Annotated in this window: 25 protein-coding genes and 2 pseudogenes; 15 read left to right on the top strand and 12 right to left on the bottom strand. The window is 67.8% G+C overall.

Features of this window, described 5'->3' with window-relative positions:
- The 9 genes from infB to OXG55_08675 all read left to right on the top strand — a co-directional run.
- Window positions 1-1,994 (top strand): translation initiation factor IF-2 (infB, locus tag OXG55_08715; protein ID MCY4103324.1); only part of this gene is annotated, 1,994 nt, incomplete at its 5' end.
- Between the two features lie 41 nt (window positions 1,995-2,035).
- On the top strand, window positions 2,036-2,311 hold the full coding sequence (locus OXG55_08710; protein MCY4103323.1) for a DUF503 domain-containing protein: 276 nt from the start codon (window positions 2,036-2,038) through the stop codon (window positions 2,309-2,311).
- Window position 2,312: 1 nt separating this feature from the next.
- On the top strand, window positions 2,313-2,729 hold the full coding sequence (gene rbfA, locus OXG55_08705; protein ID MCY4103322.1) for a 30S ribosome-binding factor RbfA: 417 nt from the start codon (window positions 2,313-2,315) through the stop codon (window positions 2,727-2,729).
- Entirely contained in the window at window positions 2,726-3,655 is a 930-nt protein-coding gene (truB, locus tag OXG55_08700) for a tRNA pseudouridine(55) synthase TruB (protein ID MCY4103321.1), read from the top strand. The genes rbfA and truB overlap by 4 nt, the downstream gene beginning before the upstream one ends.
- A gap of 86 nt (window positions 3,656-3,741) precedes the next feature.
- Complete coding sequence (gene rpsO, locus OXG55_08695; GenBank protein MCY4103320.1) at window positions 3,742-4,011, top strand: 30S ribosomal protein S15; 270 nt, start codon at window positions 3,742-3,744, stop codon at window positions 4,009-4,011.
- Window positions 4,012-4,130: 119 nt separating this feature from the next.
- A complete protein-coding gene (locus tag OXG55_08690) occupies window positions 4,131-6,659 on the top strand; it encodes a polyribonucleotide nucleotidyltransferase (GenBank protein MCY4103319.1) in 2,529 nt (842 codons plus the stop codon).
- A gap of 105 nt (window positions 6,660-6,764) precedes the next feature.
- Complete coding sequence (dapB, locus tag OXG55_08685) at window positions 6,765-7,565, top strand: 4-hydroxy-tetrahydrodipicolinate reductase (GenBank protein ID MCY4103318.1); 801 nt, start codon at window positions 6,765-6,767, stop codon at window positions 7,563-7,565.
- 152 nt (window positions 7,566-7,717) lie between these two features.
- Entirely contained in the window at window positions 7,718-8,185 is a 468-nt protein-coding gene (locus OXG55_08680; protein MCY4103317.1) for a mobile mystery protein A, read from the top strand.
- Window positions 8,182-8,769: a mobile mystery protein B gene (locus OXG55_08675; GenBank protein MCY4103316.1), complete on the top strand. Its 588-nt coding sequence runs from the start codon at window positions 8,182-8,184 to the stop codon at window positions 8,767-8,769. Before OXG55_08680 ends, OXG55_08675 begins: the two co-directional genes overlap by 4 nt.
- Here the strand turns inward: OXG55_08675 and OXG55_08670 are convergent.
- Window positions 8,766-9,521 carry a hypothetical protein gene (locus tag OXG55_08670; protein ID MCY4103315.1) on the bottom strand — a complete coding sequence of 252 codons (756 nt, stop codon included), beginning with the start codon at window positions 9,519-9,521 and terminating at the stop codon, window positions 8,766-8,768. The two genes, OXG55_08675 and OXG55_08670, sit on opposite strands and share 4 nt — an antisense overlap.
- A 676-nt stretch (window positions 9,522-10,197) precedes the next feature.
- Here OXG55_08670 and OXG55_08665 point away from each other — a divergent pair.
- Complete coding sequence (locus OXG55_08665; GenBank protein MCY4103314.1) at window positions 10,198-10,347, top strand: hypothetical protein; 150 nt, start codon at window positions 10,198-10,200, stop codon at window positions 10,345-10,347.
- A gap of 70 nt (window positions 10,348-10,417) precedes the next feature.
- Window positions 10,418-10,870, top strand: a complete 453-nt coding sequence (locus tag OXG55_08660) for a TIGR02391 family protein (protein ID MCY4103313.1) — start codon at window positions 10,418-10,420, stop codon at window positions 10,868-10,870.
- A 134-nt stretch (window positions 10,871-11,004) separates the two neighbouring features.
- On the opposite strand, the pseudogene OXG55_08655 reads toward OXG55_08660, so the two are convergent.
- Window positions 11,005-11,325, bottom strand: a pseudogene (locus OXG55_08655) (integrase core domain-containing protein).
- Window positions 11,326-11,372: 47 nt separating this feature from the next.
- On the opposite strand from OXG55_08655, the pseudogene OXG55_08650 reads away from it, so the two are divergent.
- Together OXG55_08650 and OXG55_08645 are read left to right on the top strand one after the other, a co-directional pair.
- Window positions 11,373-11,582, top strand: a pseudogene (locus OXG55_08650) (IS30 family transposase).
- Window positions 11,552-11,722, top strand: a complete 171-nt coding sequence (locus OXG55_08645) for a hypothetical protein (GenBank protein ID MCY4103312.1) — start codon at window positions 11,552-11,554, stop codon at window positions 11,720-11,722. Before OXG55_08650 ends, OXG55_08645 begins: the two are co-directional and overlap by 31 nt.
- Window positions 11,723-11,865: 143 nt before the next feature.
- Here the strand turns inward: OXG55_08645 and OXG55_08640 are convergent, their stop codons facing one another.
- The 8 genes from OXG55_08640 to OXG55_08605 all read right to left on the bottom strand — a co-directional run bounded on the left by OXG55_08640 (window position 11,866) and on the right by OXG55_08605 (window position 20,335).
- Window positions 11,866-15,147, bottom strand: a complete 3,282-nt coding sequence (locus OXG55_08640; GenBank protein ID MCY4103311.1) for a type I restriction endonuclease subunit R — start codon at window positions 15,145-15,147, stop codon at window positions 11,866-11,868.
- A complete protein-coding gene (locus tag OXG55_08635) occupies window positions 15,144-15,578 on the bottom strand; it encodes a type II toxin-antitoxin system VapC family toxin (protein ID MCY4103310.1) in 435 nt (144 codons plus the stop codon). Before OXG55_08635 ends, OXG55_08640 begins: the two co-directional genes overlap by 4 nt.
- Window positions 15,575-15,886, bottom strand: coding sequence for a hypothetical protein (locus OXG55_08630; protein ID MCY4103309.1), 312 nt, complete (start codon window positions 15,884-15,886; stop codon window positions 15,575-15,577). The genes OXG55_08635 and OXG55_08630 overlap by 4 nt, the downstream gene beginning before the upstream one ends.
- 92 nt (window positions 15,887-15,978) lie before the next feature.
- Window positions 15,979-16,308, bottom strand: a complete 330-nt coding sequence (locus tag OXG55_08625) for a hypothetical protein (protein ID MCY4103308.1) — start codon at window positions 16,306-16,308, stop codon at window positions 15,979-15,981.
- 6 nt (window positions 16,309-16,314) lie between these two features.
- Window positions 16,315-17,790 carry a restriction endonuclease subunit S gene (locus OXG55_08620; GenBank protein ID MCY4103307.1) on the bottom strand — a complete coding sequence of 492 codons (1,476 nt, stop codon included), beginning with the start codon at window positions 17,788-17,790 and terminating at the stop codon, window positions 16,315-16,317.
- A 124-nt stretch (window positions 17,791-17,914) separates the two neighbouring features.
- Window positions 17,915-18,334 (bottom strand): nucleotidyltransferase substrate binding protein, encoded by a 420-nt coding sequence (locus tag OXG55_08615; protein ID MCY4103306.1) that lies wholly within the window; start codon window positions 18,332-18,334, stop codon window positions 17,915-17,917.
- Complete coding sequence (locus OXG55_08610) at window positions 18,327-18,749, bottom strand: HI0074 family nucleotidyltransferase substrate-binding subunit (GenBank protein ID MCY4103305.1); 423 nt, start codon at window positions 18,747-18,749, stop codon at window positions 18,327-18,329. The genes OXG55_08615 and OXG55_08610 overlap by 8 nt, the downstream gene beginning before the upstream one ends.
- An 11-nt stretch (window positions 18,750-18,760) precedes the next feature.
- The gene (locus OXG55_08605; protein MCY4103304.1) at window positions 18,761-20,335 is read right to left on the bottom strand and encodes a class I SAM-dependent DNA methyltransferase; all 1,575 of its coding nucleotides are present in this window, start codon (window positions 20,333-20,335) and stop codon (window positions 18,761-18,763) included.
- A gap of 198 nt (window positions 20,336-20,533) precedes the next feature.
- Between OXG55_08605 and OXG55_08600 the strand changes: the two genes are divergently transcribed.
- Complete coding sequence (locus tag OXG55_08600; GenBank protein MCY4103303.1) at window positions 20,534-20,848, top strand: helix-turn-helix domain-containing protein; 315 nt, start codon at window positions 20,534-20,536, stop codon at window positions 20,846-20,848.
- Here the strand turns inward: OXG55_08600 and OXG55_08595 are convergent.
- Both OXG55_08595 and OXG55_08590 read right to left on the bottom strand, forming a co-directional pair.
- On the bottom strand, window positions 20,841-21,191 hold the full coding sequence (locus tag OXG55_08595) for a hypothetical protein (GenBank protein MCY4103302.1): 351 nt from the start codon (window positions 21,189-21,191) through the stop codon (window positions 20,841-20,843). The genes OXG55_08600 and OXG55_08595 overlap by 8 nt on opposite strands.
- Before the next feature lie 80 nt (window positions 21,192-21,271).
- Window positions 21,272-21,838 (bottom strand): hypothetical protein, encoded by a 567-nt coding sequence (locus tag OXG55_08590; protein MCY4103301.1) that lies wholly within the window; start codon window positions 21,836-21,838, stop codon window positions 21,272-21,274.
- A gap of 187 nt (window positions 21,839-22,025) precedes the next feature.
- On the opposite strand from OXG55_08590, the gene OXG55_08585 reads away from it, so the two are divergent.
- The gene (locus tag OXG55_08585; GenBank protein MCY4103300.1) at window positions 22,026-22,835 is read left to right on the top strand and encodes an SURF1 family protein; all 810 of its coding nucleotides are present in this window, start codon (window positions 22,026-22,028) and stop codon (window positions 22,833-22,835) included.
- Window positions 22,836-23,296: the final 461 nt, after the last annotated feature.

Raw genomic sequence — 23,296 nt, 5'->3', positions numbered from 1 at the left:
CGGCGGGCGTCCCCGGTGGCCGGCCCCCCGGCGCGGGAGCGCCGCGGGCCCCGACTGGCGCGCCCGGCGGGCCTCCGGGGAGCCGAGGGCCGGGACGGGGAGGCCTGGGGCGCCAGCCTCAGCGGCGCCGGAAGACCCGCCGCCGCCGCCGTCTCGTCGAGGAGCTGCGGCCGGTCGACGCGCCCACCTACACGCCCGAGAACGCGCCGGTCCCGGAGGGCGAAGTGGTCGTGGAACGGCTCTCCACCCCCCAGGAACTCGGACCGAAGCTCAACCGCACCGCTGCCGACGTCGTGCGTTTCCTCTTGCAGAACGGCGAGATGGTGACCGCCACGCAGTCCCTGGCCGACGAGATGATCGAACTCTTCGCAGCCGACCTGGGTGTGGAGATCCGGCTGGTGGATCCCGGCGAGGAGAAGGAAACCGAACTGCAGGCGCTGCTGGCCGTCGAGCGCGACGACGAGGCCGAGGTCAGCGAGCGTCCCCCCGTCGTGACCGTGATGGGCCACGTCGACCATGGCAAGACCAAGCTGCTGGACCAGATCCGCAACGCCGACGTCGTGGCCGGTGAGGCGGGCGGGATCACCCAGCACATCGGCGCCTACCAGGTGCGCAAGAACGGTCACCGGATCACTTTCATCGACACACCGGGCCACGAGGCCTTCACGGCCATGCGGGCGCGGGGCGCCGAGGCGACCGACATCGTGGTCCTGGTCGTGGCGGCCGATGACGGCGTGATGCCCCAGACGGTCGAGGCCATCAGCCACGCCCAGGCCGCCGAGGTGCCGATCGTGGTGGCGGTGAACAAGATCGACCGGCCCAACGCCAACCCCAGCCGCGTGATGCAGCAACTCGCCGAACACGACCTGGTTCCCGAGCAGTGGGGCGGCAATACCGTCACCGTGGAGGTCTCGGCCCTGGAGAACCTCGGCATCGACGAACTGCTGGAGCACATCCTGGTGGTCGCCGAGTTGGAGGAACTGCAGGCCCACTCGAGCGGGCGCGCCGAGGGCGTGGTTCTGGAGTCCCACCTGGATGTGGGCCGTGGACCGGTGGCCACCCTGCTGGTTCAGGACGGTTGCCTGCGCGTCGGGGAGCCGGTCGTGGCGGGCGCGGCCTGGGGCCGCGTGCGGGCCCTCATCAACGACCGCGGCGAGCAGGTGAGCGAGGCCACGCCCGGCACGCCGATCCGCGTGCTGGGCCTGTCGACGGTCGCTGTGGCCGGAGCGACCTTCGTGGTGGCGCCGAACGAGAAGGTGGCGGCGCGGGTGGCGAGCACGCGCGAGCACTGGCAGCGGATCGCCAGCCTGGGCCGCGACCTGTCCGTCGTGGCCGGCGGGGGCCGTCTCGAGGACATCTTCCAGGAGATCCAGGCGGGCGAGACGGCCACCCTGAAGCTCATCGTGAAGGCCGACATGAACGGCTCGCTCGAAGCGGTGATCGACGCCCTGCGCAAGATCGAACGCGAAGACGTGAAGATGGTCTTCGTGCACCGGGCCGTCGGCGCCATCTCCGAGAACGACATCCAGCTGGCCGCCACCTCCGGTGCCACGATCATCGGCTTCAACGTCCGCCCGGATCGCAAGGCCCGGTCGCTGGCGGACACCGAGCAGGTGGAGATCCGCACCTACGAGGTGATCTACCAGATCATCGACGATGTCCAGGCCGCGCTGCTGGGCATGCTGGCCCCCAGCTACGAGGAGCACGTCACCGGCGAGGCAGAGGTGCGCGAGGTGTTCCGGATCCGCGGCCTGGGTGCGGTGGCAGGCTGTTACGTGCAGCACGGCGCCATCGCCCGGGGGGCGAAGGTGCGCTTCCTGCGCGACGGCACCGTCATCTGGAAGGGCGACATCCGCTCGCTCCGGCGCTTCAAGGACGACGTCGCCGAAGTGCGCTCGGGGTTCGAATGCGGCGTCGGCCTGTCGAACTTCCAGGACCTCAAGTCGGGCGACGTCATCGAGACGTACGAGGAGCGCGAGGTCCTCCCCACCTGAGTCGGCGGGAGGTCGGCGTGACCGAGGCGACCGTGGCGGCGATGATCCTGGACGTGCGCCTGCCCGGCTGCCGGTCGTTGAAGGAGAAGCGATCGGTGCTGCGCCCCATCCTGGAGAGGCTGCAGCGCCGCTTCGGGGTGTCGGTCGCCGAGGTGGACCATCAGGATCTCTGGCAGCGGGCCGGGCTCGGCGTGGCCGCGGTCAGCGGCTCGACCGCGGTCCTCGGACACCTGCTGGACGACGTGGAGCGCTACGTGTGGGCACAGGCCGACATCGAGGTGATCGAGGCGCGCCGCTACTGGCTGGAGGCCGACTGACATGCCCACCCGGCGGCGCGGCTTCGCCCGGGGGGACCGGCTGGGCGAGTTGCTGCGAGAGATCCTGGCCGACGAGCTCGCCCGCATCGACGACGACCGGCTCACGTTCGTGACCATCACCGGGGTGGAGGTGGATCGCGACCTGGCGTTCGCCGACGTCTATTTCTCCACCGTGGATCTGGACGCCGACGTGGAGGCCGCCGCGGCGGAGACATTGGCACGCCACCGGCGCCGGCTCCAGTCGGCGGTGGGCCGGCAAGCGCACGTGCGCCGGGTGCCCGCCCTGCGGTTCCACCCCGACGAGGGCATGCGCGCCGGAGCCAGGGTGGAGGAGATCCTGCGCAGCCTGCGGGAGGAGGCCGGCGAGGCGCCCGAACCCCCGCCGGAGGTTGTCGGCGGCGACGCTGCGGGGCGGTGAGCCACCCGGGCCCGCACCGCGACGGCTTCGCGGTGATCGACAAGGAGCCGGGATGCACTTCCCACGACGTGGTGGCGCGGGCGCGGCGCCTGCTCGGCATCCGAAAGGTGGGTCATGCCGGCACGCTGGACCCCGACGCCACGGGCGTGCTGATCCTCGGCGTGGGACGGGCCACGCGCCTGCTCCGCTATGTCACCGCGCTCGGCAAGACGTACCGGGCCACGGTCGTCTTCGGCGCTGCCACCGACACCTGCGACGCCGCCGGCAGCGTCGTCGGCACCTGGGACATGTCGGACCTGACCGAGGCCCGCGCCCGGGCGGCGGCGGCCGCCTTCGTGGGCGAGATCCAGCAGATCCCGCCGATGGTCTCCGCGGTGAAGGTGGGCGGGCGGCGCCTGCACGAACTGGCGCGGGAAGGGCTGACCGTGCCCCGGGAGCCTCGCACGGTCCGCGTCGAGAGCTTGGAGGTGACCGGCTTCCGCGCCGGGGACCGGCCCCGGGCGAGCGTGACCCTGACCTGTTCGTCGGGCACTTACGTCCGGACCCTCGCCGCCGACTGGGGTGCCGCGCTGGGGGGAGGAGCGCACCTGGCAACGCTGCGCCGGACAGCGGTCGGGTCGTTCACGGAGTCCGAGGCCCGGCCGCTGGAGCGCCTGGAACTCCTGGCACCGGCGACCGGTGTACGGGACTACGACCTCCTCACGGTGCCCGAGGCAGGAGCCCGGGCCGTCGCCCAGGGCCGGCGTCTCCCGGCCACCGGGCTGCAGGGCGACGGGCCGTGGGCTGTGCTCGACGAGTCGGGATCGCTGCTGGCGATGTGCGAACGGCGCGGCGACGCGCTCCAGCCGGTTGTGGTGGTGGCTGCGGAGAATCGGCCGCCGCGGCCCGGCCCGGCCGGTGGTGGAGCGGGACCCCCGGACCGGTAGCCTGATCCCGGCAACGCAGAGACGATGACGCGGAATCACACGCAAGAGTTGGAATCGGCCCGCACAAGCGCGGGCCGTCGGGAATGATGGCCGAACACCTGCCTCCGAAGGCCGACACGATCGCGAAACACCGTCGGCACGACACCGACGTGGGCTCCACCGAAGTTCAGGTGGCGCTGCTCACGGATCGCATCAGTCACCTGACCGAGCACCTGAAGGTGCACAAGAAGGACCACCACAGCCGTCGTGGTCTTCTGATGCTGGTCGGTCGCCGCCGGCGATTGCTTGACTACCTCCGCAACGAGGACATCGAGCGCTACCGCGCGCTGATCACCAAGCTCGGCCTGCGTCGCTGACAACCACAGATACTTCACGCAGGCACAATCCGCGAACCTCCGGCCTCTCGGCCGTTATGTGGTGGCTCGAGGAGCCTCGCCCCGTTTGGGGCTGCGGTGATCGATTCGAAAGGAATTCCATGAACGAGGCAATCAGCGTCTCCGGGGCGATCGGCGGGGCCGACGGCAAGGAGATGACCCTGGAGACCGGCCGGCTGGCCGCACTTGCGGGAGGCGCCGTGTTGGCCCGGCTCGGACGGACCGAGGTGCTCGTCACCGCCACGGCCTCCGAGAGCGCTCGGGAGGGCGCCAACTTCTTCCCGCTGACCGTCGACATCGAGGAGCGCATGTTCTCCGCGGGCAAGATCCCGGGGTCGTTCTTCCGCCGGGAGGGCCGGGCCAGCGAGCAGGCGACCCTGGCGTGCCGTCTCATCGACCGTCCCCTGCGTCCCGCCTTCCCCGACGGCTTCCGCAACGACGTGCACGTCGTCGGCATCGTGCTGGGCGCCGACCAGCAGAACCCCTACGACGTTCTGGCTCTCAACGCGGCGTCCGCCGCCCTGGGAATGTCGGGCATCCCCTTCGGGGGTCCCGTCGGTGCCGTGCGCATCGGCTACAGCACCGACGGCCAGTGGATCCCGCACCCCACCTATCCCGAGGCCGACGGCTGCACCTTCGAGATGGTGGTCGCCGGGCGGGTCCTCGCCGACGGTGACGTGGCGGTGATGATGGTCGAGGCCGCCGGCACGCCGGGCTCGGTGGGCCACTACGAGGCCGGCGCCCCCAAGGTCGACGAGACGGTCCTGGCCGAGGGGCTCGAGGCCTCCAAGCGCTGGGTGTCCGAGGCGGTCGCCCTGCAGCGGCGCCTCATCGCCATGGCGGGCGTCAAGCCCACCATGGACCACGAACTCATGGTCGACTACAGCCCCGAGGTCGCCGAGGCGGTGGCCGAGATCGGCCGCGACCAGCTCGCCGAGGCGCTGCAGGTGGCCGACAAGGCCGCACGCCTCGCCGCCGAGCGCAGCGCCGCCGAGTCGATCATCGCAGCGGTGGCCGAACGCTTCGAGGATGTCGACGGCGTGGAGCAGCAGGCCCGCTCGGCCGTTCGCTCGCTCTCCAAGACCATCGTCCGGGAGCGCATCCTCTCCGACGGCCGCCGCATCGACGGCCGGGGCACCAGCGACCTGCGGCCGCTGTCGGCCGAGGTGGGTGTGATCGCCATGACCCACGGCTCGGGGCTGTTCCAGCGCGGCGAGACGCAGGTCCTCAACGTCACCACGCTCGGCACCCAGCGCATGGACCAGATCGTGGACGGCATCGACCCCACCGAGCGCAAGCGCTACCTGCACCACTACAACTTCCCGCCCTTCAGCACCGGCGAGGCGGGTTTCATGCGCGGGCCGCGCCGGCGGGAGGTCGGCCACGGAGCGCTCGCCGAGAAGGCGCTGCTGCCGGTCGTTCCGGGCCTCGATGAGTTCCCGTACACCATCCGGCTGGTCTCGGAGGTGCTGTCCTCCAACGGCTCCAGCTCCATGGCCTCGGTGTGCGGCTCGAGCCTGTCGCTCATGGATGCCGGCGTTCCCATCAAGGCGCCGGTCGCCGGGATCGCCATGGGCCTCATCAACGAGGGCGACCGCTACGTGGCTCTCACCGACATCCTCGGCGCCGAGGACGCCTTCGGCGACATGGACTTCAAGGTGGCGGGCACCGAGGAGTACGTCACGGCGCTGCAACTCGACACCAAGATCGACGGGATCCCCGCCTCGGTGCTGGCCGCGGCCTTGGAACAGGCCCGCGAGGCACGGCTCGAGGTTCTGGAGGTGATGCGCGGCGCCATCGACGCCCCGCGGCCGGACGTCGGCGAGACGGCCCCCAAGATCCTCTCCTTCGAGATCCCGACCGACAAGATCGGCGAGGTCATCGGCCCCAAGGGCAAGGTCATCAACGCTCTGCAGGAGGAGACCGGCGCCGAGATCATGGTCGACGAGGACGCCACCGGTGCCAGGGTCGCGATTGCCGCCGCGGACCGCGCTGCGGTCGCCGCCGCCGAGGAGCGGATCCGGGCGATCGTGTTCCCGCCCGAGGTCGAGATCGGGGCGGTCTACACCGGCAAGGTCGTGAACATCACCGGTTTCGGTGCGTTCGTCAACATCCTGCCGGGGCGCGACGGGCTCGTGCACATCTCCAAGCTGGGCGGCGGGCGCCGCCTGGACCGCGTCGAGGAGGTGCTCTCGCTCGACGACGAGATCACCGTGCGGGTCGACCAGGTGGACGGCAACAACCGCATCAGCCTGATCCCCGTGGGTGGCGAGGACGACGGCAGCGACGGAGCCGGCGGGCGCCCCGAGCGCGAGCGGCCCTCCCGTGACGGTGGCCGCGACGGTGGCCGCGACAGGGGCCGCGACGGCGGGCGTGACAGGGGCCGCGACGGCGGGCGTGACAGGGGCGGCGACGGCGGGCGTGACAGGGGTCGCGACGGTGGCCGTGATCGGGGCCGTGGCGGCGGGCGTGAGCGCCAGGGGCCGCGGTCCGAGCAGCTGGCCGCCGAGACCTCCACCGGGATCGAGGAGGTCTCCTTCGCCGAGGAGTTCGACCGGATGGTCGCCCAGGATTTCGGCGATCTGGGTCCCGCCGATGCGCCGGGTCGGCCGCGCCGCCGGCGTAACTGACCCGATCGGGTCGGCTGTGCACGCCGGCGGGCCGCGTTCGAGAGCGCAGGCCGCGCCCGGCAGTGCGGGCCGCTGGCCCTCCTCCGGCCGGAATACGGTGGGGGCATGATCCGAGTCGGTGTGCTCGGCGCCGCCGGCCGCATGGGGCGGACCGTGTGCGCGGCGGTCGTGGCCGCGGAGGACCTGCAATTGGTGGCTGCGGTGGATCCCGCCGCGGCCGGAGCGACCGTCGCCGAACTGATCGGCGAGGAGGCGGCCGGCGATGCGGGCGGGGTGACCGTGGCTGCCGATCCGGACGCCTTCGTCGCGACGGCCGTGGAGGTCGCCGTGGACTTCACGGTGCTGGACTCGGCCCGTCGGAACCTGGCCGGCCTGGCCGCCGGCGGCATCCACGCCGTCGTCGGCACGACCGGATTCACCCCCGAGGACCTGGAGCACATCGCCGGCTTGTTCGAGCGCAGCAACTGCATCATCGCCCCCAACTTCGCCCTCTCCGCGGTGCTGATGATGCGCTTCGCCGAGCTGGCGGCGCCGCTGTTCGACAGCGCCGAGGTGATCGAGCTGCACCACGACGCCAAGGTGGACGCCCCCTCCGGCACCGCCATGATGACCGCCGAACGCATGGCCGCCGCCTCGGGCGAATGGAACCCCGACCCAACCCGCACCGAGCTACTCCCCGGCGCCCGAGGCGGACTAGGCCCCGCCGGCATCAGAGTCCACTCGGTGCGCCTAGCCGGCCTGGTGGCACACCAGGAGGTCATCCTCGGCGCCCAGGGCCAAACCCTCACACTCCGCGCCGACTCCTACGACCGGTCCTCATTCATGCCAGGAACCCTGCTGGCAGTCCGAGCAGTAGCCAACCGCCCCGGCCTAACCATCGGCCTCGAACCCCTCCTCGGCCTCTAACCGGCCCCCCCAAATCGAGCGCTCACGCCCGTTCGTCGTCCCACCTCTCCCGTTCGTCATTCCGGCGAAGGCCGGAATCCAGAGCAGGAGCTACAGGCTATACACTGTAGAACTTCTGGTAAATACAGTCTAGAACCTGTAGACTTTGTTTCATGGAGCGCACCCAACTTCAAGCTCGACGGCAACTCGACGATCGTTACGAGTCGGTCCGCAGTCTCGGCGACCTAGGCCGCCCGAACAAGGGGTGGATCCGGGCAATCCGCGACGCCCTCGGAATGTCCGGCACCGAACTGGCCGCGCGCATGGGGGTCAGCCAGCAGGTGGTGTCGGAGATCGAACGCAGCGAGCGGCTGGCCACAGCGAGGCTCGAGACCCTGTCGCGGGCCGCGGAGGCAATGGACTGCGAACTCGTCTACGCCCTCGTACCGCGCACGACACTGGAGGAGATCGTCCGTACCCAGGCGCGACGCAAGGCCGTGCGGCATCTGGCTCACGTCGTTCATCACGGACGCCTGGAGGCCCAGGAGGTTTCCGAGGACGAGCTTGCAGCCCAAGTGGAGGAACTCGCCTCCTGGTTCGCCGACCACCGCGGTCTGTGGATCGAGGGTCAGACCACGTGAGCGATCCGCTCCTTCCCGTCGGTGACGGCCACACGGAACTCACCGAGGATGATCGTGTCGGGCTGATCCCCAGCCACATCATCACTCGCGGTGACCTGTTCGCCGCGGAGCAGCGCAACATCGCCCTGGCGCTACTCCGCCGGCCCCCGTCAGTCCGCTCGCTTCTCGACGACGGCTACCTGCGGAATCTCCATCGGGACATGTTCAGCGAGGTCTGGGATTGGGCCGGCCGCTACCGCCTCCGCGCGACCAACATCGGCATCGATCCGTCGCAGATCTCCGTATCTGTGAGGACGCTCGTCGACGACGCCATCGCCTGGGTCGACCACGAGGCGTACGAGCCCGACGAGCTAGCCGTGCGCTTCCACCACCGCCTAGTTGCCATCCACCCCTTCCCCAACGGCAACGGCCGGCACAGCCGGATCGCAGCGGACTACCTCGTGACGGCCCTCGGCCATCCCCGCTTCGGTTGGGGAATCAGTCTCGACGTCAACACCGAGGACTTGAGGGCCGCCTACCACCAAGCCCTCCAGCGAGCAGACGCGGGAGAGATCGACGAACTGCTCGCATTCGCACGCAGCTAGCCGACCTCGAGAGTTGCCGTGTCGACCCATCGGGCAAGGACGCTGAGAGCGGCGAGGTATTCGAGCGCGACTTGTTCGGTGAGGTCATCAGTCCTGTGCGTGGCGAGATTTCGAATGGCTTGTGCGCATCCGCGCCCGAAGTGTGCTGCTCCATCGTGGGCGGATCGCCAGTCGGGGGTTTTCTGACCATCGACAGTTGCGGCTTGGAGATCCACGAACCGCAAGCGTCGGTCCCCGGGGTCGGTCTTGGACTTGAATGCGTTCATGTAGAGATCGGCTGCGCTTGGCTCCGTGCTCTCAAGCTTTAGGCGTGTTTGCTCCTCCACGGCTGTCGCGGCCCTCTGTACGGCTTCCCGGTAGTGGCCACTGTCCCAGAGGTCCGTGGCGGCGTGCCAAACCCATCGATGGAGATTGGCGGCATCGAGCTTCGGACCCGCTGGCGTGAAGACGTCGTCTTCTCGCGTGCGGTTCCGCAGGATGCCGATGAGGCGATCGACCCATCCGACGCGGTTGGACCACCACCACATGCCGGCGGTCATCAGCATGTGGCCGTGCGGGCGATGCCTGTTGCGATCAACCTCGATCGCGGCGGCGATCTTCTCGACGAGCGGCTCCAGTTCGCGGAGTCGTTGATTGGATTCGTGACCTTCTGCCGCTGCGGAGCCGTACTGACCGTGGAGTTGCTCGTTCAGTCGAAGCAGGTCGCGGAACTCGGTAAGCACCTCAAGCGCACTATCGGGGTTGATTGCCACGCGTCCTCCTCAGCGTGCGTTCGAACGTGTTGACGGGCACACCAGGCAATATGGTGCGGCGCAGCGTAACGACCAGAGAGTGGACGGTCACAGGCCGCCGGGCCTGCCCAATGCCCGGGGAGGGTCACTGCGCTTCGCCCAGCACGTCGCGGCTCGATGTCGAATGCGTTGTCCAATGAACGCGACGGGACGCAGTATCACGGACCGGGCCAGACCGACCCGACAAAATCGTGAGGCCCCCGTTAGAGCGCAATCTCCGGCATGGGTTGATGCGATCCGGCGCCGAATCGAACGGGCCCATACCCCGAAGTTCCGTGCATCGTCAGCCGGACCACGACGGGCTGGGTAAGCCCTCCCGTACAGCCCTCCCGTACAGCGCGTGGGAATGATCGTGGGAGAGCCCCCGAGACGTTCCTGGACATATGCTCTGACCTGCTGATTCGCGTTCGATTCGAGTCCGCACGCCTCCGGCGGCGAGGTGCTGCGAACCCGCCGCATCAAGCACGACCCCAGCCGTGAACACGGCGCCTTCGCCAACGTCGGCGGTCGACCCTCACGCGCCAACGCCGCCTGAAGCCTCCCCACCGACGCGGCGGTGACGAAGGCGGCACCGACGCAGAAGAGGACCGCCGCGACGAAGGCGACCGCAAAGACGCCGAGAGTTAGCCCTGGTTTCGTGGATGAGGGCGGGGAGGCGGTGAAGAACCGGCGCCCCGATCCGGAGCTCAACATCAACGTCCAGATCCATATCTCCTCAGATGCCTCCGCCGGACAGATCGACCAGATCTTCAAGAGCATGGCCCAGCACCTGTATGGCGGCGAGTAGCCGACGACGGGGCGATGGTCCGGTGCGAGGTCTTGCACTGGCGAAGGCGATCTCCGAGGATGCGGGATCGGTGGGACTTGCTGGCCCGCTCCCGTCGTTGCCGCCCGGTGAGTTCGAGTCGCCGACCTTCGACCAGGTGGTTGATGACGACGAGTTGCGGCGAACGAGCCGGAAGCTGTTCCTTGACGGCTACTACGCGCTTGCAGTCGAGGAGGCGTACAAGTGCCTCAACAACGTCGTGAAGGATCTGACTGGTCTACATCATCTGGATGGCGTCGACTTGATGCAGAACGCCTTCTCGTTGAACAACCCGGTGCTGAAGCTGAACGAGTTGCGGACGCAGTCCGAGAAGAACCAGCAGCGGGGCTACATGGAGATGTTCGGCGCCGTCATGACAGGCATACGCAATCCCCGGGCTCACGAGCATGCGTACCTCGACGACCCTGTAACCGCTCTGGAGTTGCTTGGTCTGGCGAATCACCTGGTCAGAATCGCTCGCTCAGCGGTTATCGAGGGGTCGTAGACCCGACTTCGGCTCGGCGGCTCCCCGCGCTCAGCTCGCCATGGCCGAGGATCAACCCACCGACGAGGTCAGCGGCGGGATTGTCAGACGCTCCCTTGTCAAGCGGCGAGGGCGAGGGTGAACCTCCCCGGGATTCACGCAGGCTGTGGGGGTCCCTGGGTTTGGTGGCCTGGGTGGTGTTGACGGTAGTAGGCGTCTTCGGCTTCGGCGGGCGGGACGCGCCCGTTTCCGTGCAGGAGCCGCCGGTGGTTGAACCAGTCGACCCATTCCAGGGTCGCCAGTTCGAGGTCCTCGAGGCTCCGCCAGGGGCCGCGGTTGCGGACCAGTTCGGTCTTGTAGAGGCCGATGATCGACTCGGCCAGGGCGTTGTCGTAGCTGTCGCCCCGTGAGCCGACTGAGGCGACGATGTCGTTTGCGGCGAGGCGTTCGGTGTAGCGGATCGACAGATATTGGGTGGATTCAAGTGGTCGTTGCAACACCTTCGTGATGGAGGTGGTCGGCGATGGGGGTTGGGAAGCGTCAGCAGGCGATTCGTGCGATGCGGGGCGAGATGGCCTCGCCGGGACGACCGTCGGCGGGGTGGCGTGCGGATCGGGTTCGGTTCTGGGAGGCGACCGCGGAGGGGGTCTCAAGCGAGGACGCTGCCGGTGTGGCGGGGGTGTCGCCGGCGGTGGGGGCGCGGTGGTTCCGACAGGCTGGAGGGATGGCGCCGCTGTCGTTGGCCCCGACCTCATCAAACGCGTCAAACGCGCCGCCTTCGGGTTCCGCCGCTTCGCCCACTGCCGCATCCGCGCCCTGCTCTACGCCGGAAAGCCCAACTGGGCGCTCCTCGCCAGCGTCACTCCCCGCTAATTTCCGAAGCGCCAGTAATCGTCGGCATGGAGCCTTCAGTGGTGTTGCTCGAAGGAAGACGGCATCCGTGACAGGTTGCGGCGAATCATCGAGTGAGACGGGCCCGAAGAATTTGCGGGCGGGGTCGACCGCTTCTCGATCTCTCAGGCGGCCCAGCGTTCTGAGAGGACTTCTGCCTGTTCGATGACGGTTAGCGTGGCTTGTTCCTGTTTGTCGGGTGGGTAGCCGTGGCGGTTGAGGGTGCGGCGGACTAGGACGCGTAGCTGCGCCCGCACGCTCTCGCGCAGTGTCCAGTCGATGGTGACGTTGGCGCGGACGGTCTCGACCAGTTCTCGGGCGATGTCTCGGAGCGTCCCGTCGCCGAGCACGCTGACTGCGCTGTCGTTGGCGCCCAGGGCGTCGTAGAAGGCCAGTTCGTCGTCGTTGAGCCCCAGTGTCTCGCCGCGGGCGGCGGCCTCGCGCATCTCCCGTGCCAGTTCGATCAGTTCCTCGATCACCTGCGCGGCCTCGATGGCCCTGTTCTGGTAGCGGCGCAGGCTCCGCTCCAGCATCTCCGAGAACGACCGTGCCTGCACGACGTTGGTGCGCCGCCGGGCGGACAGCTCGCCCTTGAGCAGCTTCTGCAGCAGTTCCACGGCCAGGTTCCGGTGGGGCATGCCCCGCACCTCGGCGAGGAACTCGTCGGAGAGGATCGAGATGTCGGGCTTGTCGAGTCCGGCGGCGGCGAAGATGTCCACGACGCCCTCGGGTGCCACCGCGCCGGCGATGATCTGGCGGATCGCATGATCCAGTTCCTCGTCTGTCCGCGCCTCGCCGACGGTGCGTTTGACGAGCGCGGAGCGGACGGCCTGGAAGAACGCCACGTCGTCGCGGATCGCCAGGGCGCGTTCGTGGGGCACAGCCAGGGCGAACGCCTGCTCCAGGGCGCGCACATGAGCGAGGAAGCGCTCCTTGCCCTCCTCCTGCGCGAGCAGGTGCTCCTGAGCCGCCGGCAGGAGCCCGAGCCGTTCGCCGGGGCTGCCGGTCGTCCAGCGCGACCAGTCGAAGCCACCGAGCAGCCCGCAGCAGATCTCGTAGCGCTCCTGCATGATCGCCACGGCCTCGGACTGGTCGATTGCCGTCCGCCCTGTTCCGCCGTCTCGCGTGTAGGCGGCGAGGGCGCGTTTCAACTCGTGCGCGAGCCCCAGGTAGTCGACGACCAGGCCGCCGGGCTTGTCCTTGAACACCCGGTTGACTCGGGCGATGGCCTGCATCAGGCCGTGGCCGCGCATCGGCTTGTCCACGTACATGGTGTGCAGGCTCGGGGCGTCGAAGCCGGTGAGCCACATGTCGCGCACGACCACGATGCGCAGCGGATCGTCGGCGTCGCGGAAGCGCCGGGCGAGCGCCTCACGACGGGCCTTGTTGCGGATGTGCGGCTGCCAGTCCGGCGGATCGGACGCCGAGCCGGTCATCACCACCTTGATCTCGCCCGCCTCGTCGTCGGCGTGCTCCCACTCCGGGCGGAGCCGCACCAACTCCCCGTAGAGGTCGACGCAGATGCGGCGGCTCATGCACACCACCATCGCCTTCCCCTCGAGCGCCTCGAGCCGCCGCGAGTAGTGCTCCACGATGTCGCCGGCGACCTGGCGGATCCGCCCTTCGGCGCCGACGATCGCCTCGAGTTGCGCCCAGCGGGTCTTGAGCTGCTCCCTGCGCTGGATCTCCTCGCCCTCGGTGGCCTCGTCGAAGTCCTCGTCGATGCGGAGCCTCAGCCGCTCGTCGAGCGACAGCTGGGCGAGCCGGCTCTCGTAGTAGATCGGCACGGTGGCCTCGTCCTCCACCGACCGCTGGATGTCGTAGATGCTGATGTAGTCGCCGAACACGGCGCGGGTGTTGGCGTCGCGCAGCTCCACGGGCGTCCCGGTGAAGCCGACGAAAGAGGCGTTCGGCAGGGCGTCGCGCATGTGCCGGGCGAAGCCGTCGATGAAGTCGTACTGGCTGCGGTGCGCCTCATCCGCGATGACGACGATGTTGCGGCGGTCCGACAGCGCCGGGTGCGCGTCGCCGCGCTCGGTGGGGAAGAACTTCTGGATCGTCGTGAACACCACCCCGCCGGACGGCACCGACAGCTTCCGCCGCAGGTCGGCGCGGCTCTCGGCCTGCACCGGCGCCTGGCGCAGCAGATCCGCGCAGCGCGAGAACGTGCCGAAGAGCTGGTCGTCGAGGTCGTTGCGGTCGGTCAGCACCACGATCGTCGGGTTCTCCATTGCCCGCTCACGGATGATCGCCCCGGCGTAGAAGGCCATCGTCAGGCTCTTGCCCGCCCCTTGGGTGTGCCACACCACACCGATGCGACGGTCGCCGGACTTCCCGCCCCGACGGTTCTGAGACTCGCCGGACGCGGCGGACGCGGCGGTTCCGCCACCTGGAGTTGCGGCATCGGCGCCGAGCACGGCGTCTGAGGTGCTCCGCAAGCCGGCCGCGGCACCGGAGCCGCTTGCGCTGGTCGGCGGCGCTGCGCGGTGGGTGTCCTCGGCGCGCTGCCGGTCGGCTCCAACGCTGGCCTCCGCGCCTCGCAGCCGTGCGGCGCGCAGGGTCTCGGCGACCGCGGTGCGCACGGCACCGAACTGGTGGTAGCCGGCTATCTTCTTGACCAGCACGCCGCTCCCGTCGTCATCGAAGACGATGAAGTCACGGATCAGGGGGAGCAGCCGTTCGGGCGCGCAGACGCCCTCCAACAGCACCTGCAGGCCCGAGAGATCGGGGGCGGCCAGTTCCTCGCCGGAGATCGTGCGCCACGGTTTGAACCACTCCCGACCCGCCGTGAGCGTCCCGAGCCGCGCGGCGAGCCCATCGGAGACGATGAGCAGCTCGTTCATCGAGAACAGCGTCGGCAGCTCGGCCTTGTAGGTCTGCAGCTGTCGCCACGCGGCCCACACGTCGGCATCGGTATCGGCCGGGTTCTTGAGTTCGACGACGCCCAGCGGCAGCCCGTTCACGAACAGCACGATGTCGGGGCGCCGCGTGCATTTGCGTTCGGTGACCGTGAACTGGTTGACCGCCAGCCAGTCATTGGCCGCCGGATTCCCGAAGTCGATGACGTGCGCCTGCGCGCCGCGGGCCGCTCCGCCGGCGGTGCGGCGCTCCACTGCGACGCCCTCGATCAACAGCCGATGGAAGGCCCGGTTGCGTGTCTCGAGGGTCGAACCCTCCGGCCGGGCCACCCTGCGGCATGCGTCATCGAGGGCGTCCGCAGGCAGCGCCGGGTTGAGGCGCGCCAGAGCGCCCCGCAACCGCCGCTCCAGCACCACGGCGCTGTAGTCGGCTCGCTCTTGCCGGCCGCCGCCGGGGGAGAGGTCCGGCCCGTACGCCACCGCCCAGCCGAGACCCGCCAACCAGTCCAGCGCCGCCCGCTCGACGTCGGCCTCCCCGAACGCGGTCATGGCCGGTCTTGGAGATCAATCGTCCAAGGGTTGACGACCTCGATTCCCAGACCCTCGAAATCCCGCACGTTCCGGGTGGCCACGGCCAGGTTGTGAGCCGCCGCTGTCCCGGCGATGAGCAAGTCGGCGAGACCCGGGTCGTGCCCGGCGCGTATCATCTTCGCCCGGGCATGTGCCGCCCATTCCGCCCCGGCGCGATCCAGGGGCAGGATGCGGTCGGAGTGGCTCGCGAGCAATGCCGACAGATCGGCGCGAACCTGATCTCGACGCCTACCCGCCGGCATGGTATGCATGCCGAACCGGATTTCGTGGACGACAACCGACGAGAGCCAAGTGTCGGCGGTCCGGTTGAGGAAGGCGAGAACCCGCGGCTCGGGACGGTCCTTGGTCAACTCGGATACGACGTTGGTGTCCAGCACAAATCCAGTCATTCGTCAGGTACGCCCCAGTCCTCGTCGGTCCAGTCGTGCCAGAAGGGCGGGCGAGGCTTGTCCAGGCTGCGGTCGGGAGGTTCGAGGTTCGTTCCTCTGGTCATATTCTCGACGAGCCACCGCCCCATGTGAACGCTCGGCTCCTTCCGCTCATCACGCCATAGGCGCTCGGGAACGACCACGAACGGCTTGCGTCGCCCGATGCGCTGCGGTCCCTCTTCCTCGGCCAGCCGCAGGATCTCCGACAGCCGGGCCTTCGCCTCGGCCACGGTCCAAGCAGGGCGCGGTGCGGGATGCTCGATTGCCATGTTCCCTCCGATCAGCTACCTGGTCCAGTATAGCTTGGAATCTGGACTACATCGCTGGCATTGAGGTGGCGAGCCCCACCTCGAGGTCTACATCATCGGGACGGCTGGCGCTCCGGGCGGTCGAGCTGGGCTCGGATGTCCTCGGCGGCGCGTTCGTTGGCCTCGATGAGGTGGTCGATCTCGTCGGGGTGCGCCTCGTAGAAGTCCGCGGCCAGCACGATCGAGGCCAACGGTAGGGCGACCTCGTCGGCTAGGAACTGCGCGCCCGCCATCCTTGCGAAGGGCAGGGTGCGGAGTTCTCGAATGATCTCCCAGACGTCGGGCCCGTCCGCAAGAGCCGCGCGTCGTCCGGCAGGACCGTCTCGATAGACGACTCCAGGAAACCGACCGAGCTTCCGCTCCTCGTCAAGCAAGCTCGTCATGGGTGTTCACGCCACCTCGGCGGTCGGCATCCGCATCTCGCCGGAGAGCAGTCTCGGCAGCAGCGTGTCCCGAAGGGTCTCGAGGGCGCACGACTGACGGCCGAGACAGGTCACGCGTTCGAACCACGGGTGGATGAGGCTGCCGAAAGCCAAGGCTACTCCTGGCGGAGGAGATGCCAGGATGTAGGCCGCGATCGCTTCAGCTGGTACGCGTTGTCGTCCGCTCGTGCCTGTCGTGTTGACGATCGCATGTTCGCGGAAGTTGGGCTCGCGCGCTATGGCGTATGCGATCTCGGGCGGCCACGGGGGCTTCGGGCGCAACACGATCAACTCTGTTGACCCCCACCCGATCTCGCCGTCATCAAGGAAGTCAACGAGCGCCGCCTTGCCGTTTTCCAGGGAAGGAGTGATTCGTGCCAAGAGTGTGTCGCTGCGCGTGAAGCGGCTACCCGACGTGTAGGATCGACGGCCCAACGCTGTGACCTGTGGTCCAGTCGTCGGCATTGCTGCCATTTCGACATGAGTCGCCACGTCTCCGCGACGGATACTCCTGCGGGGATTTACGTTGATCACGTCGCCCAGTGCCTTGACCTGCCAGCCGGCGGGGATGGGGCCCAGTTCGGATGGCTCGAAGGAGTCGGGGAACAGCTCGTCGATTTCGGTCGGCAGGCCGGTGGGGCGGCCTTCGGCCTTGGCGTGGACCGGGTCGAAGTCCACAAACCACGACTTGAACAGTGCCCGCCCCATCTCATCGAGCGTCTCGCTCATGCGCCGGTTGAGTTCGATCTTGTCATCCAGCGCACCGAGGGATCGGGCGATGGTCCGTTGTTCACTCAGGTCTGCCGGTGCCTGCACGACAAACGATTCGATCATGTGCTTGGTCAGCGCATTCCGCGTGCCGCCCGAGCTTGCCCATCTCAAGAGTGTCGACTGACTTTCCGGCGAAGCCAAGTAGTACCGAAGGTATTCCGGCTCCAATTTGCTGGCATCCGGCCGGACGATTGCGACATGCTGGTTAACGCGAGCCGGCAGGACCAGCGGATCTACTTGACACACTCGCGCAACGGAGTCCCCGGTTATATTCAGCAGCACATCATCGCGTAGGACTTCGACGTTCTGGAGGGATTCCGCCTGCTCTTGGGTTATGGATGCCAAGCCGTCGTGGGAGAACCCTGTGTTATGAACATTTTGGCTTCGGATCAGCGAGCAGGGTCCGTTCCGGACGTAGGCTTGCTTGCCGCCGCGGGGTGTTGCTCCGCTGCCGATCTTTACACACACGTCTCCCAGCATGATCTCGATCCGCTTGCCCGCCTGCCGGATCACGACGCAGTCCGGCTCGATCCTGCTGCGGAAAGCGTCGTCTATGGCGTGCCAGTCGACCACTTCGACACGTATCGGCAGGTCGGATTCCTCGAATGCCTCACGCAGATCACCGAGTATCCGACCGTCACACTTGTCAGCTCCGACGATGGCCAAGTCCAAGTCGGAGTAGTCCTTTGCCTCCCATCGAGCCCGCGAGCCGTAGGCCCGTACCTCGCAGTGCGGTACGTAGTCTGCGAGAATTCGTTCTACTGTCTGGAGGCTTCGGGGGTTCAGATCTATCGGGCTAGTCATGCCGAGTACCCTGCTCCATGCGCTGGATCAGATCGGCGGTGTCACGGAGGAATGTCGGTATGAGTGCAATCGCCGAGTCCACAATCTCCTCACTGTACATGTGTGTTGTTTGGATGCGCGTACTAGAATAGTCCTGCCAGCGCTGGCCCCCGCCACCCACTAGGTGGTTCTCGGCTGCGATGCGAAAGACGGGTCTGGGACTGTTGGGAATATCGGGGATTCGCAATTCCACATGCAAGTGTCGGCGAAGCACCTTCCAAGCCATATCGTAGCAAATCTCGAATCGCTGTATCACAGATTCCCTGATCCCCTCGCGGGTCAATCGCGGAGTATCCGATTCCAGCTGACGCAGGTGATTGTGCTGTTCCTCCAGATTGGTCAGCACCGATCGTAGGGTCGCTAGGTCAATCATTGCGGACTTCCAGCGAACCCAGCAGTTCTCGAGCGTCTTCAATAAATGCGCTGATCCCCTCATAGACAGCAATAGCGATCTTCTCGTCGTAGATGTGAGCCGTCTGATTGCGCGCTTTGTTGTGTCCGATCCAGGCACCTACATCAGAAATGAGTCTTTTCTCGCACGACAAGCGAAAGAGACCGTGCCTCGTGAGAGGATCTGCGGCATCGGGGCCTACGTTAGTGTTGAGCCACCGTTGCATCATTTTCCACGACAATTCGTAGGCGATCTCGAAATGTTTGATCGCCCCGGCGCGCAGCGAGCTGTGCTCACCGACGGCTAAGTTCCCCTCTGCAAGCCGGGAGTCGCAGAGGTGCAGTGACTCGGTGAGAGAGTTGAGAGAGTTACGTAGCGGAGTCAGATCAATAGGCATCGCGCTCTCCCTTAGGCTTCCTTGGAGTGTGCCGGGCCGAAGCCGAGCGTCCGTAGGTTCTCCTCGATGGCTGTGTCGAGGCGGGCGGCCTCGGCCTGTTGTTCGCGCCATTGGGCGCTGAGGCGGGCCATTTTCTCCTCGAAGGGTTCGCTGTCGTCGGGAGTGGGTTCGGCGCCGACGTAGCGGCCGGGGGTGAGCACGTGGCCGTGGTGGCGTACCTCCTCGAGGTCCGCCGACTTGCAGAAGCCCGGAACGTCGCTGTAGGCGTCGGACCCATCCTCGCTACGCCAGGCGTGGTAGGTGTCGGCGATGCGGGCGATGTCCTCGTCGGTCAGTTCGCGGTGTGTGCGGTCGACCATGCGTCCTAGCTGGCGGGCGTCGATGAACAGCACTTCGCCTCGGCGGTCGCGGAAGGCGCCGTCGCGGCGGTCGCGGGCGAGGAACCACAGGCAGGCCGGGATCTGCGTGGAGTAGAAGAGCTGCCCCGGCAGGGCGACCATGCAATCGACCAGTTCCGCCTCCACGAGGCGCTCGCGGATCTCGCCCTCGCTCGAGCGGGTGGAGGACATGGAGCCGTTGGCCAGCACGAACCCGGCTATTCCCGTCGGGGCGAGGTGGTGGACGATGTGCTGCACCCAGGCGAAGTTGGCGTTGCCCGGCGGCGGGGCGCCGTACTGCCAGCGCTGGTCGTCGGCGAGTCGCTCGCCGCCCCAGTCCGAGACGTTGAACGGCGGGTTGGCGAGGATGTAGTCGGCCCGTAGGTCGGGATGCCGGTCGTTGTGGAAGCTGTCGCCGTGGGCGATCTGGCCCTCGATGCCCCGGATCGCCAGGTTCATCCTCGCCAGCCGCCAAGTGGTGTAGTTGGACTCCTGGCCCCAGATCGAGATCGGGGCGGCGGCCCGCCCGCCGTTGCCGTTGCCCGAGGTGTGGGCACGAATGAACTCGAGGGACTGCACGAACATCCCCGAAGAGCCGCAGCACGGGTCGTAGACGCGCCCCTCGTAGGGCTCCAACATCTCCACCAGCAGTCGCACCACGCAGCGCGGCGTGTAGAACTCGCCGCCGCGCTTGCCCTCGGCGCCGGCGAAGCCGGAGAGGAAGTACTCGTAGACCCGCCCGAGTACGTCCCGCGAGCGGGCCTCGGCGTCGCCGACGGTGATGTTGCCGATGACGTCGATCAGCCGGCCCAGCCGCTGCTTGTCGAGAGCCGGCAGCCCGTAGATCTTCGGCAGCACGTCGTCGAGCGCGGGGTTCGCCTCCTCGACGGCCTCCATGGCGTCGTCGGTGGCTTGGCCGATGGTCGGTTGGCGGGCTTGCGCCTGCAGCCGTTCCCAGCGCGCCTCGCGCGGCACCCAGAGGACGTTCCTGGCGCGGTACTCGTCGGGCTGTTCGGGGTCGGCGCCCTCGTCGATCTCGGCGGTGAGTTGGGCGCGGGTCTCCTCGAAGGCGTCCGAGACGTACTTCAAGAAGATGAGGCCGAGCACGACGTGCTTGTACTCGGCGGCGTCCATGTTGCCGCGCAGCGCGTCGGCCATCTCCCAAAGCTCGGCCTCATATCCGGTGGTAGCGCTGTTGGTGGTGCTCATCGACGCGTCCGCCTCAGACCGTTGCCCACTCCGCCATCCGCGCAGGCTAGCCCCGCAGCCTCCGCCGATGGTCCACCGCCCCGACCTCGCGCCCCGGATTGGAGATACTCAGACAGGTTGCGCCGGGGACGCGGGACGGCGCTACGAGGTCGCGTATCGGTACAGGCCGTAACTCTTATGTCACGCTATCCTGAAGCAATGTCCGAACTCACCGGGGCTGAGCGATACCTCAGGGACCGACGAGCGGATCCGGCCTACGACCGCGCGTATACGGCGGCCCGACGAAACATCGACCAGATCGATGCCATCATTCGCGCGCTGGACCAGCGTCGATGCAACTTGAAGCTGAGTAAGGCGGAACTCGCTCGTCGGGCAGATCTTCGCCCGGAGGTGATTCGGCGGCTGTTCTCCGCGGAAACCCCCAATCCGACCTTGTCGACCGTTGTTGCCCTTGCCGGGGCATTGGAACTTGAACTGACAGCCGAGCCATTTGAGGACAGCCGCGCTAGCTGAGGACCTCGCGGTGCCTCTCGAACTCTTCGCGGTACATCTTGATTCTTCTGCAGTCCCGCGGGTTTGCCCGTTCTCCGCGTGGCTTGGACAGCCCGCCCAGGCAGACGATCGAGGAACCGCCCAAGTCCTCGGCGTGACGGATCAACAGGCAGAAGAGGCGATGGTTCATTCCGCCGCCTCGGACCCGCACCTCGTAGAAGCCAGCCATTTCGCCGTGCATGGCCTCCCACTTCCCACCGCCAGCGAACGCCGGTGGCGGCGCGTCGGCGACTGCGTCGAGGACAGCGTGGATCTCGGCGGCGACCTTGGGGGGTAGCCCGTCCAAGAATTGGACAGTCGGCACCGATTCGCTTGCATCGTCGGCGGAGGCGCGCCTGAAGAAGTGGATGAGCCACGGACGGCGAGTAGGCGAAGTAGCCACGGCTACGATTCACCGCCCCCCTCAGCGGCTTCTGAGCCTTCAGGCCGGCTCAGAGACGAAGATAATTCCTCGAGCTTCATCACCACCTCGCCGATGGCGACGAAGACCGTCGCGGGTAGGGCCTCCTCGGACCGGACCTCCAGAATGATCTCACCTCCGGCTATCGGCCACGACTGCCGAATCGTTGGACGCAGCGCACTGGGTGGCTCGCGGTCGATCGGACGCCCCGTCTGTGTGGGCGGAGCGTCGTCTGCCTCCGCGATGATCGGCACTTGGTGTGGCAGATCACCATCCTCAGGTTGCGCGTCGTTGCCAGCCCCCAGGAGAATCAACCTTCCCTCATCATCAGTCTTGGCCAACTGCGCAGCGATGGCGCTCGCCGCGAAGGATCGGGCGAACAGCCTTGCTCTGTTCGGAGCAACGCCGAACCCGTGCACCGCCTGATTTCCAATACGGACATGGTCGAGGGGTTGATCCTTCGCCATCTGGTCGTGCAACTCAGCGAAGGCCTCGCAGTTCCCGAATGCCTGTCGAAGTGCTTCGCGTTCCGTGACTTCATCGGGTGGCATCGCGACAACAATCTTCGGCTACCCGTTACTGCCCTACGGATTCCGGTATGAAATCCGGCCTCAAGGCGGCACACCGCGCTAGGTGGGGGGTCCGGCGCTGGTCGAGGCGGACATTGCGGCGGCGGGTGACGACTGCGGTCATCAACTTGACCGGAGTGACGTCGGACGCTCCGGCATACTGGCGGGCATGCGGCGGTTTCTTCGGCCCTGGTGGGTTGTGTCGCATGTGCTGGTGCTGGCGTTGATCGTGGTGATGCTCAACCTGGGGTTCTGGCAGTTGCGGCGGTTGGAGGAGCGGCGTGATCTGAACACCCTTCAGGCCGAGCGCACGGCTGCGGCGGCGGTGGTGGCCGGTGCGCTGAGTTCTGAGGTCGCTGCCGGCGGCGTGGAGGCTGTCGAGTACCGGGTGGTGGAAGTGACCGGGCGTTACCGCGCCGCCGACGAGGTGGCGGTGCGCAACCGCACCCTGGGTGGTCTCCCCGGTGTTTGGTTGCTGACCCCTTTGGTGCCCGCCGAGGGTCCCGCCGTCGTCGTCAACCGGGGGTGGGTTCCGCAGTCCTCCAGCGATCCGGCAGCGCGCCCACCCGCGCCCGTGCCCGACGGTGAGGTGACCGTTCGGGGACATGTGCGCCTCAGCGAGCGGCGGGCGGGCCTGGGTGTGGCCGATCCGGCCGAGGGGCGCCTGGCGAGCCTGGCGCGGCCCGACATCGAGCGGTACGCCGCCCAACTGGACTACGCCGTGCACCCCTTCTACGTGCAGATGACCAGCCAGGATCCGCCGCCGGGCGACTATCCGGTGATGGTGGCGCTGCCGGCTCCCGGCGACGGCCCGCATCTGGGCTACGCGGTGCAGTGGTTCATCTTCACCGCCATTGCCGTGGTGGGCTACCCGCTGGTGCTGCGGCACGTCTCCCGCCGCCCCGACCGTGCCGCCCTCCCCGACGACGAGACCGCGCTCGAGGGCGACGCCGACCCGGTGCCCGGCGAGGCCTCCTGAGAAGCAGCCGCTGACGGGCACCGCTGCGCTCCAGGGGCCGCCCTCCTCGTCGACGAGACCGCCCTTGAGGGGGAGGTGGACCCGGTCTCCGGCGAGATTCCCTGAGGAGCAGCCGCCGTCGCTCGCCGCTCCAACCGCGCCGGATTGAGCCCGTCTCGCCGCCGAGTCGCCCGGCGTAGTACGTCGTTCCTGCGCAGAGCCGGTCCCCAACTCGATCGCGGGCAGGAATCCAGAGCCGGCACGGTAGCCCGGCCGTCGCCCCGGCGGCTGCCGACTATTGCCGGGTCCCGAACCCGTCACCGGTATCGGGGGGGGGGGGGTCACGCGGGCGGGTCTCTGGAGAATTCCGAATATTCGGGCACACAAATGTTTGCTTTTGCTGAGAATATCCGTATAATAGAGACCATGAAGTCCGGGATCGAAACATCCGTCCGAGACCACGAAGTCCTGCAAGCTCCTGT

Source organism: bacterium, assembly GCA_026708055.1.
Lineage (GTDB): Bacteria > Actinomycetota > Acidimicrobiia > Acidimicrobiales > CATQHL01 > VXNF01.
This window is presented reverse-complemented; position numbering and strand designations above follow the sequence as displayed.

Excerpts from the sequence above, each read along its gene's own strand:
- OXG55_08640 (MCY4103311.1), bottom strand. The coding sequence starts at position 15,147 with ATGACCGCGTTCGGGGAGGCCGACGTCGAGCGGGCGGCGCTGGACTGG.
- OXG55_08605 (MCY4103304.1), bottom strand. The coding sequence starts at position 20,335 with ATGAGCACCACCAACAGCGCTACCACCGGATATGAGGCCGAGCTTTGG.
- OXG55_08585 (MCY4103300.1), top strand. The coding sequence starts at position 22,026 with ATGCGGCGGTTTCTTCGGCCCTGGTGGGTTGTGTCGCATGTGCTGGTG.
- rbfA (MCY4103322.1), top strand. The coding sequence starts at position 2,313 with ATGCCCACCCGGCGGCGCGGCTTCGCCCGGGGGGACCGGCTGGGCGAG.
- OXG55_08680 (MCY4103317.1), top strand. The coding sequence starts at position 7,718 with ATGGAGCGCACCCAACTTCAAGCTCGACGGCAACTCGACGATCGTTAC.
- OXG55_08635 (MCY4103310.1), bottom strand. The coding sequence starts at position 15,578 with ATGACTGGATTTGTGCTGGACACCAACGTCGTATCCGAGTTGACCAAG.
- OXG55_08600 (MCY4103303.1), top strand. The coding sequence starts at position 20,534 with ATGTCCGAACTCACCGGGGCTGAGCGATACCTCAGGGACCGACGAGCG.
- OXG55_08690 (MCY4103319.1), top strand. The coding sequence starts at position 4,131 with ATGAACGAGGCAATCAGCGTCTCCGGGGCGATCGGCGGGGCCGACGGC.
- dapB (MCY4103318.1), top strand. The coding sequence starts at position 6,765 with ATGATCCGAGTCGGTGTGCTCGGCGCCGCCGGCCGCATGGGGCGGACC.
- rpsO (MCY4103320.1), top strand. The coding sequence starts at position 3,742 with ATGGCCGAACACCTGCCTCCGAAGGCCGACACGATCGCGAAACACCGT.
- OXG55_08615 (MCY4103306.1), bottom strand. The coding sequence starts at position 18,334 with ATGATTGACCTAGCGACCCTACGATCGGTGCTGACCAATCTGGAGGAA.
- OXG55_08630 (MCY4103309.1), bottom strand. The coding sequence starts at position 15,886 with ATGGCAATCGAGCATCCCGCACCGCGCCCTGCTTGGACCGTGGCCGAG.
- OXG55_08625 (MCY4103308.1), bottom strand. The coding sequence starts at position 16,308 with ATGACGAGCTTGCTTGACGAGGAGCGGAAGCTCGGTCGGTTTCCTGGA.
- OXG55_08710 (MCY4103323.1), top strand. The coding sequence starts at position 2,036 with ATGATCCTGGACGTGCGCCTGCCCGGCTGCCGGTCGTTGAAGGAGAAG.
- OXG55_08610 (MCY4103305.1), bottom strand. The coding sequence starts at position 18,749 with ATGCCTATTGATCTGACTCCGCTACGTAACTCTCTCAACTCTCTCACC.
- OXG55_08590 (MCY4103301.1), bottom strand. The coding sequence starts at position 21,838 with ATGCCACCCGATGAAGTCACGGAACGCGAAGCACTTCGACAGGCATTC.